This window comes from Enterobacter cloacae complex sp. P47BA, assembly GCF_014930485.1.
Classification (GTDB): Bacteria; Pseudomonadota; Gammaproteobacteria; order Enterobacterales; family Enterobacteriaceae; genus Enterobacter; species Enterobacter bugandensis.
Map to the genome: position 1 here is coordinate 89,595 of NZ_JADBRF010000012.1, position 15,010 is coordinate 104,604.

Here is a 15,010-nt window from a genome sequence, read left to right on the forward strand (position 1 = left end):
AATAAAAAATGAAACGTTGTTTTAATTGCAATTGAAAACCCTATTTTATGCCGCTAGTATGTGCTCATCATAAAACGAAACGTCGTTTCGTTTAATTTCTGCCTTCGGGCATGACCACATCTGGAGGTTACCGTGGACGTCAGACAAAGCATCCACAGCGCGCACGCCAAAACGCTGGATACTCAGGGACTGCGCAGCGAGTTTTTAGTTGAGCAGGTGTTCGAAGCCGATAAGTACACCATGGTCTATAGCCACATCGACCGCATTATCGTGGGCGGCATTATGCCGGTGGCGAAAACCGTCTCCGTGGGCGGTGAAGTAGGCAAGCAGCTGGGCGTAAGCTACTTCCTGGAGCGTCGTGAACTGGGGGTGATTAATATTGGCGGGCCGGGCACGATCACCGTGGACGGCCAGTGCTACGAGATTGGCCACCGCGACGGGCTGTACGTCGGCAAAGGGGCGAAAGAGGTGGTCTTTGCCAGCATCGACGGCGGTAAACCCGCGAAGTTTTACTACAACTGCGCCCCGGCGCACACCGCTTATCCAACCAAAAAAGTAACGCCCGCTGACGTTGCGCCCGTGACGCTGGGCGACAACCTCACCAGCAACCGCCGCACCATCAATAAATACTTCGTGCCGGATGTGCTGGAAACCTGCCAGCTCAGCATGGGGCTGACCGAGCTTGCGCCAGGCAACCTGTGGAACACCATGCCGTGCCATACCCACGAACGCCGCATGGAAGTCTACTTCTACTTCAACATGGATGAAGACGCCTGCGTGTTCCACATGATGGGACAGCCTCAGGAAACCCGCCATATCGTCATGCATAACGAGCAGGCGGTGATTTCACCCAGCTGGTCTATTCACTCCGGCGTGGGGACGAAAGCCTATACCTTCATCTGGGGGATGGTTGGAGAAAACCAGGTCTTCGATGACATGGACCACGTCGCGGTTAAGGATCTGCGCTAGTCGCGGGCAATTAAGCATACATCTGCCTGTTGATGACAGGCGCTGAAAGAGTAAGGAACAAACATGATTCTGGATGCATTTTCTCTGCAGGGTAAAGTGGCCGTGGTTTCCGGGTGTGACACCGGACTGGGCCAGGGGATGGCGTTAGGCCTGGCGGAAGCGGGCTGTGATATCGTCGGGATTAACATCGTTGAGCCCACGGAAACCATCGAACGCGTAACCGCGCTGGGCCGCCGTTTTCTCAGCCTGACCGCCGACCTGCGTAAAATCGACGCTATTCCGGAGCTGCTGGATCGCGCGGTGGCGGAATTTGGCCATATCGACATTCTGGTCAACAACGCGGGGCTGATCCGCCGTGAAGACGCGATTAACTTCAGCGAGACCGACTGGGACGATGTCATGAACCTGAACATCAAGAGCGTGTTCTTTATGTCCCAGGCGGCGGCGAAGCACTTCATCGCGCAGGGCAAGGGCGGCAAGATCATTAACATCGCCTCGATGCTCTCCTTCCAGGGCGGCATCCGCGTGCCGTCTTACACCGCGTCGAAAAGCGCGGTGATGGGCGTGACCCGCCTGCTGGCGAACGAATGGGCGCAGCACAACATCAACGTCAACGCGATTGCGCCGGGCTACATGGCCACCAACAACACCCAGCAGCTTCGTGCTGACGAAGAACGCAGTGCGGCGATCCTGGAGCGTATTCCGGCGGGCCGCTGGGGGCTGCCGAGCGATCTGATGGGGCCGGTAGTGTTCCTGGCTTCCCCGGCATCGGACTATATCAATGGTTATACCGTCGCGGTTGATGGCGGCTGGCTGGCGCGATAATCATAACTTATGACAAATACCTCTGCTCTTCGGCGGAGGTTTTTTTTGCTTAAAATTTGTCAAAGTCCATATTGATAAACACGAAAAATCCATACTTAAAAATCATAGATGACTGCCATCACACTTTTATTACTTAAAAATTAAGGCGTTAGTAAAATCAGGTGATTAACCAGCATTAGTTGAAATTGTAATGTCCATCACAGATCGCTATGCCATAGCGAAATAATCCATATCTTCACGAATTCCGGCCTGACACTTTTCCCCGCTATCTCGTAATTTCATTTAACGAATTTTGCTGTTGAGGCAGGAAAAATATGACATCTATAAATGACTCTACCCTGATGCCCGCCGCGCTGCGCGATACCCGCCGCATGAACCAGTTTGTCTCCATTGCGGCAGCCGTGGCCGGTTTGTTGTTCGGCCTGGATATCGGCGTTATCGCCGGAGCGCTGCCGTTTATTACCGATCACTTTACGCTGAGTAACCGCCTGCAGGAGTGGGTGGTGAGCAGCATGATGCTCGGCGCGGCCATCGGCGCACTGTTTAACGGCTGGCTTTCGTTCCGCCTTGGGCGTAAATACAGCCTGATGGTCGGGGCGGTCCTGTTTGTTGCCGGGTCCATTGGTTCGGCGTTTGCCACTAACGTTGAAGTGCTGCTGCTCTCCCGCGTGCTGCTGGGTGTGGCGGTGGGGATTGCCTCCTACACCGCGCCGCTGTATCTCTCCGAAATGGCGAGCGAGAACGTGCGCGGCAAGATGATTAGCATGTACCAGCTGATGGTGACGCTGGGCATCGTGCTGGCGTTCCTGTCCGATACGTACTTCAGCTACAGCGGTAACTGGCGGGCGATGCTCGGCGTGCTGGCGCTGCCTGCGGTAGTGCTGATTGTGTTAGTGATCTTCCTGCCCAACAGCCCGCGCTGGCTGGCCCAAAAAGGGCGTCACGTGGAAGCGGAAGAGGTGCTGCGCATGCTGCGCGACACGTCTGAGAAAGCGCGTGAAGAGCTGAACGAGATCCGCGAAAGCCTGAAGCTGAAGCAGGGCGGCTGGTCGCTGTTTAAGGCTAACCGCAACGTGCGCCGCGCGGTGTTCCTCGGCATGTTGCTGCAGGCGATGCAGCAGTTCACGGGGATGAACATCATCATGTATTACGCCCCGCGCATCTTCAAAATGGCCGGTTTTACCACCACCGAACAGCAGATGATCGCCACGCTGGTGGTGGGGCTGACCTTTATGTTCGCCACCTTTATCGCGGTGTTCACCGTCGATAAAGCCGGACGTAAACCGGCGCTGAAGATTGGCTTTAGCGTGATGGCGCTCGGTACGCTGATCCTCGGCTACTGCCTGATGCAGTTTGATAACGGCACGGCGTCCAGCGGCCTCTCCTGGCTCTCCGTGGGCATGACCATGATGTGTATCGCTGGCTACGCGATGAGCGCCGCGCCGGTGGTGTGGATCCTGTGCTCTGAAATTCAGCCGCTGAAATGTCGCGATTTTGGTATCACCTGCTCCACCACCACCAACTGGGTGTCGAACATGATCATCGGCGCGACTTTCCTGACGCTGCTGGATGCGATTGGCGCGGCGGGAACCTTCTGGCTCTATACGGTGCTGAACGTGGCGTTTATTGGAGTGACATTCTGGCTAATTCCAGAAACCAAAGGCGTGACGCTGGAACATATTGAACGCAAGCTGATGAGCGGGGAGAAACTGCGAAATATCGGCGTGTAAGGGGTAATGCCGGGTAAGCGCAGCGCCACCCGGCGTTTTGTAACCGTGATGCTGAATAACTACCAACTTTGATAGCCGTTCCTCAGATAGTCCATTCTCGTGTTCAGATTATTCTTAGTTTCTTGTATTATTGGGCAACTGAACTCACCCGGCAGGAATTTACTGCACCCGAAACATAAGAACGGCTATGTCAGCAATGGATTTCAAAAAAAATACGGACCTCGATTTTCCCTCATATGCTCCTCCAGCAGTCAGTTCAAAAGAGATCGATCTTCTGGGCCTGTTAGATATTCTGATTACCGCGAAAAAACGTATTGCCACCATTATCTTTGTTTTCGCGCTGGCAGGTCTGGCAATTGCGCTTCTACTGCCGCAAAAATGGACCAGTAAAGCGGTGATCACTCCGGCGGAACAGACACAGTGGAATCCGCTGAGCCAGATGATGGTTGCGCTGCAGGTTCTTGATGTGAAGGTGCCGGTTACCCGTCAGGAAGTCTTTGACCTGTTTATTAAAAAATTCCAGTCGCAGTCATTGCTTGAAGAGTATATGACCTCTTCCCCTTACGTGATGGCGCAGCTCAAGAATGCGCAAGTGGACCCGCTTGAACTGCACCGTGCGGTTGTCAATATTGCAGACAAAATGAAAGCGGTGAATGATGTTCAGGGAAAAGATGCGGATAAAGCGCCTTTCGTCTCCTGGACATTGAGCTTCACCGCGCCGACCGCAGCCGATGCCCAATCCGTTCTGGAGGGGTATATCAACTATATCTCGGCAATTGTTGAGAAAGAAACGGTGCAGAATATCCGCAACCAGATCGCCCTCAAAACGAACGAGGTAGAGCAGCAGCTGACGCTCGACCGCGTTCGTCTGACCAATGTGCATAACACCAACCTGCAGCGGCTGAACTATTCGCTGGAAGTGGCGAATGCGGCGGGCATTAAGAAGCCTGTTTATAGCAACGGACAAGGGATAAAAGACGATCCGGATTACTCCGTCGCGCTCGGGGCTGACGGTATCGCGGAAAAGCTAAGGATTGAAAAAAATCTTAAGGATGTGACGGAGCTGAACGCGGACTTCCAGAACCGGGAATATTACCTGGCGCAGCTGAAAAAACTCTCCTTCGCAGACGTTAAGCTTGAGCCATTCAGGTATCAGCTTTCGCCATCGATGCCGGTGAAAAAAGACGGCCCGGGCAAAGGCATGATTGTCATTCTGGCGGCGATCCTTGGCGCTCTGTTTGCCTGCGGCAGCGTATTACTCCGTGAGGCCATGCTCAGCCGAAACCCATTGCCAGAGCCGGTAACGGAATAAATTCTGCACACATGAAGGCGCTGCAACAGCGCCTTTTTTATTTCAGGAAATCCTCGCGAACAGGCGTAAAGGTGTCCAGCAGCGTGCCGGCCCTGAGGCAGACGCAGCCGTGCATCACATGTGGTTGTTTGTAGAGGGTATCTCCCGCCGTCACGACATGCTTCTCTTCACCAATGGTAAACTCAAATTCTCCAGAGAGAACATAGGTTAACTGTTCGTGCGGGTGGTTATGCAGTGGGCCAATCGCGCCCTGCTCAAAATGTACTTCAACCGCCATCAGCCTGCCGCCGTGGGCCAGCACGCGACGCGTAACGCCGTTCCCCAGATCTTCAGACGCGGTCTCTTTGTGGAACATAAACATGGCTTTGCCCTTCATAATAAAACAGTGTTTTATTTAATTTACATTGGCCAGCTTAAAAAGAAAACGACGTAATAAAGAACTGGAAACAGGATCACAAGTTTGCTTCACTGGCTTAAACAGATAAGGAGCGATGATGAAAACGATTGGCCTGATAGGTGGGATGAGTTGGGAATCGACAATCCCTTATTACCGCCTGATTAACGAAGGCGTAAAGCAGCGTCTGGGCGGCCTGCACTCCGCGAGCCTGCTGCTGCACAGCGTTGATTTTCATGAAATCGAAGCCTGCCAGTCGAGCGGCGAATGGGATAAAGCCGGAGAAATCCTGGCTGATGCCGCGCTGGGGCTGGAGCGTGCGGGGGCGCAGGGCATTCTGCTGTGTACCAACACGATGCACAAAGTGGCCTCGCATATTGAAGCGCGCTGTTCGCTGCCGTTCCTGCACATCGCGGACGCCACCGGACGCGCCATTCGCGCTTCGGGAATGTCGCGCGTGGCCTTGCTGGGCACACGTTACACCATGGAGCAGGATTTCTATCGCGGGCGCTTGCACAGCGAGTTTGGGATTGAAAGCCTGATCCCGGATGAGGGGGACCGGGCGCGCATCAATCAGATTATCTTCGACGAGCTCTGCCTCGGAACCTTCAGCGAAACCTCCCGCGCATATTACGTCAGCGTAATAGATAAACTGGCGCAGCAGGGGGCTGAAGGGGTGATTTTCGGCTGCACGGAGATCGGTTTGCTGGTGCCGGCCGAACGAAGCCCCATCCCGGTGTTTGATACCGCGGCCATTCACGCGGCAGATGCCGTGGAATTTATGCTGTCATAACGGGTTTTGCAGGTCAGGTAAGCGAAGCGCCACCTGACGCGCATGCTCAACTAAGTGTTCGGTGAATGCGTCCACCAGCGCGGAAGCCGGACGGTGCAGCGGGCGGATAAGGCTTACGGTGAACGGGACGGAAACGCTAAAACGGCGGATGACGATCCCGCTTCCTGCATAGTCCAGCGCCGTAAGCGGATTGACGACCGCAACGCCAACGCCCGCGCGCACCATCGCGCATATTGACGCCGCGCTGTGGGTTTCAACGACCATCCGCCGCTTCACCTGATGCTCAGAAAAAAGCGTATCCAGCAGCTGCCGGTAGCTGTCCGTTTGCGACAGGCTAATGTAGTTTTCACCATGAAAATCCGCGGGCGTCAGCACTGCTTTGTGGGCAAGCCGATGCCCGGCGGGCAGAACGCACACTTCATCCAGCGCGAGTAGTTCCGTGCGCACCGTTCCTGCGGGTGTCGAGAGGGTTTCGGTTAACCCGAGATCGTGCCGCTGTGCCGACAGCCACTCTTCAAGCAGAGGCGACTCCTGCGGGACGATGGTGAGATTGACCTCAGGATAGCGGGCCAGAAAAGGCTGGAGCAGCGTCGGTAAAAAGGACTGAGAGAAGACGGGCAGGCAGACAATCGACAGCTCGCCCTGACGAAACTCGCGCAGGCTTTCCGCCGCGCTGACGATTCTGTCCAGCCCGTACCATGAGCGCTGCACTTCCTCAAACAGGCGCAACCCCTGCACCGTCGGGTGAAGCCTGCCCCGGGCGCGTTCGAACAGCTTCAGCCCCAGCACTTTCTCGAAGCGCGCCAGCTCGCGGCTGACCGTCGGCTGCGAGGTATGCAGCATCTGCGCGGCTTCGGTGAGATTGCCGGCGGTCATCACGGCGTGAAAAATCTCGATGTGGCGTAAATTGACGGCGGGCATAGGGCACCTGAAAGCAAGGAATTGTCCATATCATTTTTGCATAGACTCGCGATAAAACGATATTTTTTATTCTGCTTCCGCTGTGGCGTAATCATAAAAAATGAATTGAACCGGAGAAGACCATGCCACGCCCGCTCAACCAGACGGATACCGATTTGAACGCTGAAAACCTGCTGCGCCTGCCCGCCGAGTTTGGCTGCCCGGTATGGGTCTACGACGCGCAGATCGTTCGCGAGAAGATCGCCGCCCTGCATCAGTTTGACGTGGTGCGTTTTGCCCAGAAGGCCTGCTCCAATATTCATATTCTGCGCCTGATGCGCGAGCAGGGCGTGAAGGTTGACTCCGTATCGCTGGGTGAAATCGAGCGTGCGCTGGCGGCAGGCTTTGATCCGAAAACCGATCCTGACGCGATCGTCTTTACCGCGGATGTGATCGACGACGCCACGCTTGCGCGCGTGCATGAACTGCAGGTGCCGGTGAACGCTGGTTCTGTGGATATGCTGGAGCAGCTTGGGCAGGTTTCACCCGGCCATCGCGTCTGGTTGCGCGTCAACCCGGGCTTTGGACATGGCCATAGCCAAAAAACCAACACCGGGGGCGAAAACAGCAAGCACGGCATCTGGTACGCCGATATGCCTGCCGCGCTTGAGGTACTGCAGCGCTACAGCCTGAAGCTGGTAGGCATTCATATGCACATTGGCTCCGGCGTCGATTACGGGCACCTGGAGCAGGTGTGCGGGGCGATGGTGCGCCAGGTTGTTGACTTCGGTCAGGATCTGGAGGCGATCTCCGCCGGTGGAGGTCTTTCCATTCCTTATCGTGAAGGGGAAGAGGCGATCGACACCGATCACTATTACGGCCTGTGGAGCGCCGCGCGCGATCAAATTGCCGCACATCTGGGCCATGCCGTGAAGCTGGAAATTGAGCCGGGTCGTTTCCTGGTAGCCGAAGCCGGCGTGCTGGTGGCTCAGGTACGCAGCGTCAAAGAGATGGGCTCCCGCCACTTCGTGCTGATTGATGCGGGCTTTAACGACCTGATGCGTCCGTCCATGTACGGCAGCTACCATCACATTACCGCCCTGGCTGCCGATGGCCGCGATTTAACGCACGCGCCGCGCCGCGAGACGGTGGTCGCAGGCCCGCTGTGTGAATCCGGTGATGTGTTTACCCAGCAGGAAGGTGGCAAAGTTGAAACCCGCGCGCTGCCCGAGGTGAAGCCGGGCGATTACCTGGTGCTGCACGACACCGGGGCGTACGGGGCGTCTATGTCCTCGAACTACAACAGCCGTCCGCTGCTGCCGGAAGTGCTGTTTGATAACGGCAAGGCGCGGCTGATCCGTCGTCGCCAGACCATTCAGGAACTGCTGGCGCTGGAACTCGTTTGATTAAAGTACGGCCCCGTTGTGACCGAATCGCGTAATACCAGCGTGCCGGTAAACGGCGGGATCGCATCGACCGGCTGGTTCTTCGCCAGCCGGATCGCCTGATCGATAGCCGTGACGATCATGTTATCTATCGGCAGATAAACCGACGACAGCGCAGGCTCCAGCCACTTTGCGCTTGGGGCATCGTCAAAGCCGAACAGGGAGATATCCTGCGGGATCTTAAGCCCTGCCTGATGCAGCGCTTTGGACGCGCCCAGCGCCATATCATCGTTACAGGCAAACAGCGCGCTGAACGACACCCCTTCAGCAATCAGCTCCTTACACAGCTCATAGCCCCGCGTCATTCCCGCATCACCGTATTTTATTCGACGCTCGTCCAGACGAATGCCGTGCTTTTCCAGCGCCTTACGGTAGCCCATCAGCCGTGCTTTACCCGTGGGGGTGTGGATCGGAACGGTAATGCAGGCGATCTCCCGGTGGCCCTGATTGATCAGGTAATCCACCGCCTTAAACGCGGCATCCTGTTGTTCGAAGAACACGCAGCGCTCCGGTGCCTGGCTGACTTCACGGTTGATGACCACCAGCGGCGTTTGCACGGTATTAATCAGCTTGATGATCGCTTTTTCGCTCATATAGCGCGTGTAAAGCACGATGGCATCGCACTGGCGGTCGGCCAGCATTTGCACCGCCTGCTCTTCCTGCTCTGGCGCGTCGTGACCGTCGGTGACGATCAGCTGTTTCCCGTGGGTTTCGGTCTGCCGCGACGCCTGCTGCAAAAGACGACCAAAGTAAAAGCCGTCGAAGGTAGAGACGACCAGACCAATGCTGTTGCTGGTCTGGTTAGCCAGCGAACGCGCGAGAAAGTTTGGGCGGTAGCCCAGCTCTTCCATCGCAGCAAAGACCTGCTGACGCGTGCTCTCTTTAACCTGACCTGTGCCGTTCAGCACGCGCGAGACGGTAGCCTTCGACACGCCCGCGCGCAGTGAGACATCCAGCATTGTTGCCATTCTACATTCCTGCTTCCACGTAATGGTTTGCAGTTTAACACAGACCTGACAGCGTATAAGCGATGCGGGAAGCGCAAAACTTCTGCCACGATCACGCTTTTTGGTCACGATTCGCCTGGCCTGCCGGAAGTAAAACTAAATAGTCTGACTCTGGTAAAATAATCGCCAAACCGGGCTGGAGACGTCAGGCCAGCATAATCATTAAAAACGCAGGTGAAACGTGAAAAAGACCGTCATTCTCCCGCTTTACGAGGCACCGCGCTATGCGGAGCAGGTCACCGACTGGCTCTGGCAGGCCTTTGGCGAGGGGCTTGCGCGGGATTTTTTCCATAGCATCGTCGAGCACAGCCAGACGCCGGGTGCCCTGCCGCTGACCTTTATCGCCGTAGAGGATGAACGGCTTCTCGGGACGGTGGGACTCTGGCGCTGTGATTTGATTACCCGTCAGGATCTCTGTCCGTGGCTGGCGGCGCTCTACGTTGACGACGCAGCGCGCGGCAAGGGGCTGGCAGGAAAGTTACAGCAGCATGTTATTCGCTTCGCCGCACGGGCCGGGTACGAGGAACTTCATCTCTGGTCTGCCTGCCGCGACTTCTATGAACGTTACGGCTGGCAGTATATTGGCGATGGGCTGGAGTATCCGGATAAAACGGTACACCTGTATCGCTATTCGCTCTGCGCGTCAGCGGGGGCAGCAACGGAGTGACGGCGCACTAACGTTGGGCTGAAGAGATGGGTAATCTCCGGCGGCTGGCGTTGTTCGGCCAGCGCCAGCGCCAGCTCTGCGGCCTGGGTGGCCATCGTGATGATGGGGTAGCGTACGGTGGTCAGGCGCGGGCGCACGTACCGGGAGACCAAAACATCGTCGAAGCCAATCAGCGAGATTTCCGCTGGCACCTCGATCCCGTTGTCATTCATGACGCCCATTGCCCCGGCGGCCATCGAATCGTTATAGCTGGCGACCGCGGTGAAATTCCGTCCGCGACCCAGTAGCTCCGTCATGGCCTGTTCGCCGCCGCTCTCATCCGGTTCACCGTAGGCCACCAGACGGTCATTGCACGGCAGACCGTTTTCGCGCAGGGCGTCGTAGTAGCCCTGCAGGCGGTCTTCCGCATCAGAAATGGGGTGATTGGAGCAGAGATAGCCAATCCGGGTATGACCCTGTTGAATCAGATGACGGGTCGCAAGCCAGGCGCCGTAGCGGTCGTCGAGGGCTACACAGCGTTTTTCAAAGCCGGGGATAATACGGTTGATAATCACCATGCCGGGCATCTGCTTCATCAGGTGAATTAGCTCGGCATCCGGGATCATTTTGGCGTGTACCACCAGCGCAGCGCAGCGGTGGCGGATCAGCTGCTCGATGGCCTGGCGTTCTTTTTGTTCATTATGATAGCCATTGCCGATCAGCAAAAAATTACCCGTCTGATAAGAGACCTGTTCAACCGCTTTTACCATGGCACCGAAAAAGGGATCGGAAACGTCTCCCACCACCAGCCCAATAGTCTCTGTTGACTGCTGGGCGAGCGCGCGGGCGTTGGCATTCGGATGGTAGTTCAGGGTTTCCATGGCGCTTTGTACCGCCTGGCGTGATGCGTCACTGGCTTTGGGTGAATCATTAATCACGCGGGAGACGGTGGCTACCGACACACCTGCCAGACGAGCCACATCCTTTATTGTCGCCATTTATAACCTTCTTATTTGGGGTAAGCGTTTACACACTGAATAGTGTTGCGGAAAAGTGACGTCCATTCAAGGGAAGCCGGTTTCCGGGAGCCACAAACGTGACGCAGACCAACCCTGGTAGTGTAATCGTTACACGCCTGGTCATGTCAGAAGAATGTCATTCTGAACCTTTAGTTACACTTTGCCTCAGGCTGTTGCGATTGTCCGGTGGCGATGACGTTAAAGAGGTTGGTAGAGTCGAGATCCCAGAGGTATTGATAGGTGGAATCAACTCCGGTTGATTAACACGACTTACACCAGCCTGCGTTCTTACGCAGGTTTTTTTTTGCCTGATAGTTCAACCTGTAACAGCAAAAGAGAATATTCACACCTGGTTGCATTTCGGCTCATTCCCTTGCGTTTTCCTGCTGGCGAAGTGCAGGGTCAACAGCCACAATCAAGATCCCAGAGGTATTGATTGGTGAGAATTCTTAGTACGATTTCGTACTCATCTCTTGCACCAACCTGCGCGGATGCGCAGGTTTTTTTTCGCCTCCACTTTTGCTGTCGCTCCCGTATCACTTCTCGTGTAATCTGCCACCATTTACTGTCAACCCACCACACTGTCTGGCAAAGGGAGTTGAGATGCTATTTGGGTTTTTCCGTACACTGTTCCGTATTCTTTTTCGCATCCGCGTCACTGGCGATGCCCAGGCGCTTCGCGGCGAGCGCGTTCTTATCACACCCAATCATGTTTCCTTTATAGACGGCATCCTGCTTGCGCTGTTTCTGCCCGTGCGTCCGGTGTTTGCGGTCTATACCTCCATCAGCCAGCAGTGGTATATGCGCTGGCTCACCCCACTGATCGATTTCGTACCGCTTGACCCGACAAAGCCGATGATGATTAAACACCTGGTACGTCTGGTAGAGCAGGGGCGTCCGGTGGTCATTTTCCCGGAAGGGCGCATTTCAGTGACCGGTTCGCTGATGAAAATCTACGACGGCGCGGGGTTTGTCGCGGCGAAATCAAACGCGACCGTGGTGCCGCTGCGCATTGAAGGCGCAGAGTTGACCCATTTCAGCCGCCTTAAGGGGCTGGTGAAGCAGCGTCTGTTCCCCAAAATCACCCTGCATATCCTGCCGCCAACGTCGTTACCGATGCCGGAAGCGCCGCGTGCCCGCGATCGCCGTAAAATCGCCGGGGAAATGCTGCACCAGATTATGATGGAAGCGCGCATGGCCGTTCGTCCGCGCGAAACGCTGTATGAATCCCTGCTTTCGGCGCAGTACCGCTACGGCGCGAAGAAAAACTGCATTGAAGACATCAACTTTACCCCGGATACCTATCGTAAACTGCTGACCAAGACGCTGTTCGTGGGCCGCATTCTTGAGAAGTACAGCAAAAAGGGCGAAAAGATCGGCCTGATGCTGCCAAACGCGGGCATCAGCGCGGCGGTGATTTTTGGTGCGGTTTCCCGTGGCCGTATACCGGCGATGATGAACTACACGGCGGGCGTGAAAGGGCTGACCAGCGCCATTACCGCCGCCCAAATCAATACCATCTTTACCTCCCGACAGTTCCTGGACAAAGGCAAGCTGTGGCATCTGCCGGAACAGCTGACCCAGGTACGCTGGGTCTTCCTGGAAGATCTAAAAGCGGACGTGACCACCGGCGACAAGCTGTGGATTTTTGCGCATCTGCTGGTGCCGCATCTGGCTCAGGTCAAACAGCAGCCGGAAGATGACGCGATTATCCTTTTCACGTCGGGTTCGGAGGGCAACCCGAAAGGCGTCGTCCACAGCCACAAGAGTATTCTGGCGAACGTTGAGCAGATCAAAAGCATTGCCGACTTTACCGCGAATGACCGTTTTATGTCGGCGCTGCCGCTGTTCCACTCCTTTGGCCTGACTGTGGGGCTGTTCACGCCGCTGCTGACCGGTGCCGAGGTGTTCCTCTATCCTAGCCCGCTGCACTACCGCATTGTGCCGGAGCTGGTGTATGACCGTAACTGCACCGTCCTGTTCGGGACCTCAACCTTCCTGGGTAACTATGCCCGTTTCGCCAATCCGTATGATTTCTATCACGTGCGGTACGTGGTGGCCGGTGCGGAAAAGCTGCAGGAGAGCACGCGTCAGATCTGGCAGGACAAGTTTGGCCTGCGCATTCTTGAAGGTTATGGCGTTACCGAGTGCGCGCCCGTTGTCTCGATCAACGTACCGATGGCGGCGAAACCGGGAACGGTGGGGCGAATTCTGCCGGGGATGGATGCGCGCTTGCTGGCGGTGCCGGGCATTGAGGACGGTGGCCGCCTGCAGCTGAAAGGGCCAAACGTGATGAACGGTTACCTGCGCGTGGAAAACCCAGGCGTGCTGGAAGCGCCAACGGCGGAAAACGTCAACGGCGAGATTGAAACCGGCTGGTACGACACCGGTGACATCGTTCGTTTCGATGAGCAAGGCTTTGTACAGATTCAGGGGCGCGCAAAACGCTTCGCCAAAATCGCCGGTGAGATGGTCTCTCTGGAAATGGTTGAACAGCTGGCGACGGCCGTGTCCGCCGAGAAGATGCACGCCACGGTCGTGAAGAGCGATGCCAGCAAAGGCGAGGCGCTGGTGCTGTTTACCACTGATGCTGAGCTTAAGCGCGACAGGTTACTGAGCTATGCGCGTGAGCATGGCATTCCAGAGCTGGCGGTGCCGCGCGATATTCGCTACCTGAAGCAGCTTCCGGTGCTGGGTAGCGGCAAGCCCGATTTCGTGACCCTGAAAGGTATGGTTGAAGAGGCGGAACAGCAAAATGCGTGAGTCAGTACACACTAACACCTCCCTCAGGTCGAAAGGCATGATGGCGGTCATCGCCGCGCAGTTTCTCTCTGCATTCGGTGATAACGCGCTGCTGTTTGCCACACTGGCGCTGCTGAAAGCCGAGTTTTACCCTGACTGGAGTCAGCCGATCCTGCAGATGGTGTTTGTGGGCGCTTACATTATCTTTGCCCCGTTTGTGGGGCAGGTGGCGGACAGTTTCCCCAAAGGCCGGGTGATGATGTTTGCCAACGGTCTCAAGCTGCTGGGCGCTGCCAGTATCTGCTTCGGCTTCAATCCGTTTATTGGCTATACGCTGGTGGGTATCGGCGCTGCCGCCTACTCTCCGGCGAAGTATGGCATCCTCGGGGAGCTGACCACGGGCGATAAGCTGGTGAAAGCCAACGGCCTGATGGAGTCGTCAACGATTGCCGCTATCCTCCTCGGCTCCGTCGCGGGTGGCGTGCTGGCCGACTGGCATGTTCTGGCGGCCCTGGGCGTGTGTGCAGTGGTGTATGGTGGGGCGGTCGTGGCTAACCTGTTTATTCCGAAGCTGCCGGTGGCTCGCCCAGGCCAGTCCTGGCGCTTTAAACCAATGACCGGCAGTTTCTTTAACGCGTGCCGCGTGCTGTGGCGTAACGGGGAAACGCGTTTCTCCCTGATGGGAACCAGTATGTTCTGGGGGGCGGGCGTCACGCTGCGCTTCCTGCTGGTTCTGTGGGTACCGGTGGCGCTGGGGATCACCGACAACGCGACGCCGACCTATCTTAATGCGATGGTGGCGATTGGCATTGTGGCTGGTGCGGGCGCGGCGGCGAAGCTGGTGACGCTCGAAACGGTTGCACGCTGCATGCCAGCGGGGATCCTGATTGGCCTCGTGGTGCTTATCTTCTCGCTGCAACATGTGTTATTGCCCGCTTATGCTCTGTTGATCCTGATTGGTATTCTGGGGGGCTTCTTCGTGGTACCGCTGAATGCGTTACTCCAGGAGCGTGGCAAGCAGACCGTCGGGGCGGGGAATGCCATTGCGGTTCAAAATCTCGGTGAAAACCTGGCCATGCTGTTAATGCTGGGGCTCTACTCGCTGGCGGTAAAAGTAGGTGTCCCGGTGGTGGCGATTGGCGTCGGATTTGGTGGGCTGTTCGCGGCGGCGATTGCGGGATTGTGGATCTGGCAGCGTCGCCGTTGATAAGTAGCCGGGTGGCGGCTT

At 56.4% G+C, this 15,010-nt stretch carries 13 protein-coding genes; 9 read left to right on the forward strand and 4 right to left on the reverse strand.

Annotated features, from left to right (window positions below; genetic code table 11):
- Positions 1-132: 132 nt before the first annotated feature.
- The 4 genes from kduI (at position 133) to wzz(fepE) (ending at position 4,836) form a co-directional block, all read left to right on the forward strand.
- Positions 133-969 (forward strand): 5-dehydro-4-deoxy-D-glucuronate isomerase, encoded by an 837-nt coding sequence (kduI, locus tag IM299_RS13780; protein ID WP_045260916.1) that lies wholly within the window; start codon positions 133-135, stop codon positions 967-969.
- 63 nt (positions 970-1,032) lie between these two features.
- Entirely contained in the window at positions 1,033-1,794 is a 762-nt protein-coding gene (gene kduD / locus IM299_RS13785; protein ID WP_003862835.1) for a 2-dehydro-3-deoxy-D-gluconate 5-dehydrogenase KduD, read from the forward strand.
- A 314-nt stretch (positions 1,795-2,108) separates the two neighbouring features.
- Complete coding sequence (locus IM299_RS13790) at positions 2,109-3,524, forward strand: sugar porter family MFS transporter (protein WP_028014298.1); 1,416 nt, start codon at positions 2,109-2,111, stop codon at positions 3,522-3,524.
- A gap of 187 nt (positions 3,525-3,711) precedes the next feature.
- Complete coding sequence (gene wzz(fepE), locus IM299_RS13795; RefSeq protein ID WP_028014297.1) at positions 3,712-4,836, forward strand: LPS O-antigen length regulator Wzz(fepE); 1,125 nt, start codon at positions 3,712-3,714, stop codon at positions 4,834-4,836.
- Between the two features lie 37 nt (positions 4,837-4,873).
- Here wzz(fepE) and IM299_RS13800 read toward each other — a convergent pair whose 3' ends face one another.
- Complete coding sequence (locus tag IM299_RS13800; RefSeq protein ID WP_048957335.1) at positions 4,874-5,197, reverse strand: cupin domain-containing protein; 324 nt, start codon at positions 5,195-5,197, stop codon at positions 4,874-4,876.
- A gap of 133 nt (positions 5,198-5,330) precedes the next feature.
- Between IM299_RS13800 and IM299_RS13805 the strand changes: the two genes are divergently transcribed.
- Positions 5,331-6,023, forward strand: coding sequence for an aspartate/glutamate racemase (locus IM299_RS13805; protein WP_028014295.1), 693 nt, complete (start codon positions 5,331-5,333; stop codon positions 6,021-6,023).
- Here the strand turns inward: IM299_RS13805 and IM299_RS13810 are convergent.
- A complete protein-coding gene (locus IM299_RS13810; RefSeq protein ID WP_041908376.1) occupies positions 6,018-6,944 on the reverse strand; it encodes a LysR family transcriptional regulator in 927 nt (308 codons plus the stop codon). The genes IM299_RS13805 and IM299_RS13810 overlap by 6 nt on opposite strands.
- Positions 6,945-7,066: 122 nt before the next feature.
- On the opposite strand from IM299_RS13810, the gene lysA reads away from it, so the two are divergent.
- Positions 7,067-8,329 carry a diaminopimelate decarboxylase gene (lysA, locus tag IM299_RS13815; protein WP_045629967.1) on the forward strand — a complete coding sequence of 421 codons (1,263 nt, stop codon included), beginning with the start codon at positions 7,067-7,069 and terminating at the stop codon, positions 8,327-8,329.
- Here lysA and IM299_RS13820 read toward each other — a convergent pair.
- On the reverse strand, positions 8,299-9,336 hold the full coding sequence (locus tag IM299_RS13820) for a LacI family DNA-binding transcriptional regulator (RefSeq protein WP_028014292.1): 1,038 nt from the start codon (positions 9,334-9,336) through the stop codon (positions 8,299-8,301). The two genes, lysA and IM299_RS13820, sit on opposite strands and share 31 nt — an antisense overlap.
- 220 nt (positions 9,337-9,556) lie before the next feature.
- On the opposite strand from IM299_RS13820, the gene IM299_RS13825 reads away from it, so the two are divergent.
- The gene (locus IM299_RS13825) at positions 9,557-10,042 is read left to right on the forward strand and encodes a GNAT family N-acetyltransferase (RefSeq protein WP_041908378.1); all 486 of its coding nucleotides are present in this window, start codon (positions 9,557-9,559) and stop codon (positions 10,040-10,042) included.
- Here IM299_RS13825 and galR read toward each other — a convergent pair.
- On the reverse strand, positions 10,003-11,019 hold the full coding sequence (gene galR, locus IM299_RS13830) for an HTH-type transcriptional regulator GalR (RefSeq protein ID WP_028014290.1): 1,017 nt from the start codon (positions 11,017-11,019) through the stop codon (positions 10,003-10,005). The genes IM299_RS13825 and galR overlap by 40 nt on opposite strands.
- Positions 11,020-11,643: 624 nt before the next feature.
- Between galR and aas the strand changes: the two genes are divergently transcribed.
- Together aas and lplT are read left to right on the forward strand one after the other, a co-directional pair.
- Positions 11,644-13,803 carry a bifunctional acyl-ACP--phospholipid O-acyltransferase/long-chain-fatty-acid--ACP ligase gene (aas, locus tag IM299_RS13835; protein WP_193357645.1) on the forward strand — a complete coding sequence of 720 codons (2,160 nt, stop codon included), beginning with the start codon at positions 11,644-11,646 and terminating at the stop codon, positions 13,801-13,803.
- Positions 13,796-14,989 carry a lysophospholipid transporter LplT gene (lplT, locus tag IM299_RS13840; RefSeq protein ID WP_193357646.1) on the forward strand — a complete coding sequence of 398 codons (1,194 nt, stop codon included), beginning with the start codon at positions 13,796-13,798 and terminating at the stop codon, positions 14,987-14,989. The genes aas and lplT overlap by 8 nt, the downstream gene beginning before the upstream one ends.
- Positions 14,990-15,010 lie beyond the last annotated feature (21 nt).

What these genes read in the sequence shown, in the direction of transcription:
- kduD (WP_003862835.1), top strand. Translation starts at nt 1,033, where the DNA reads ATGATTCTGGATGCATTTTCTCTGCAGGGTAAAGTGGCCGTGGTTTCC.
- IM299_RS13790 (WP_028014298.1), top strand. Translation starts at nt 2,109, where the DNA reads ATGACATCTATAAATGACTCTACCCTGATGCCCGCCGCGCTGCGCGAT.
- IM299_RS13820 (WP_028014292.1), bottom strand. Translation starts at nt 9,336, where the DNA reads ATGGCAACAATGCTGGATGTCTCACTGCGCGCGGGCGTGTCGAAGGCT.
- IM299_RS13810 (WP_041908376.1), bottom strand. Translation starts at nt 6,944, where the DNA reads ATGCCCGCCGTCAATTTACGCCACATCGAGATTTTTCACGCCGTGATG.
- lplT (WP_193357646.1), top strand. Translation starts at nt 13,796, where the DNA reads ATGCGTGAGTCAGTACACACTAACACCTCCCTCAGGTCGAAAGGCATG.
- aas (WP_193357645.1), top strand. Translation starts at nt 11,644, where the DNA reads ATGCTATTTGGGTTTTTCCGTACACTGTTCCGTATTCTTTTTCGCATC.
- lysA (WP_045629967.1), top strand. Translation starts at nt 7,067, where the DNA reads ATGCCACGCCCGCTCAACCAGACGGATACCGATTTGAACGCTGAAAAC.
- galR (WP_028014290.1), bottom strand. Translation starts at nt 11,019, where the DNA reads ATGGCGACAATAAAGGATGTGGCTCGTCTGGCAGGTGTGTCGGTAGCC.
- IM299_RS13800 (WP_048957335.1), bottom strand. Translation starts at nt 5,197, where the DNA reads ATGTTTATGTTCCACAAAGAGACCGCGTCTGAAGATCTGGGGAACGGC.
- IM299_RS13805 (WP_028014295.1), top strand. Translation starts at nt 5,331, where the DNA reads ATGAAAACGATTGGCCTGATAGGTGGGATGAGTTGGGAATCGACAATC.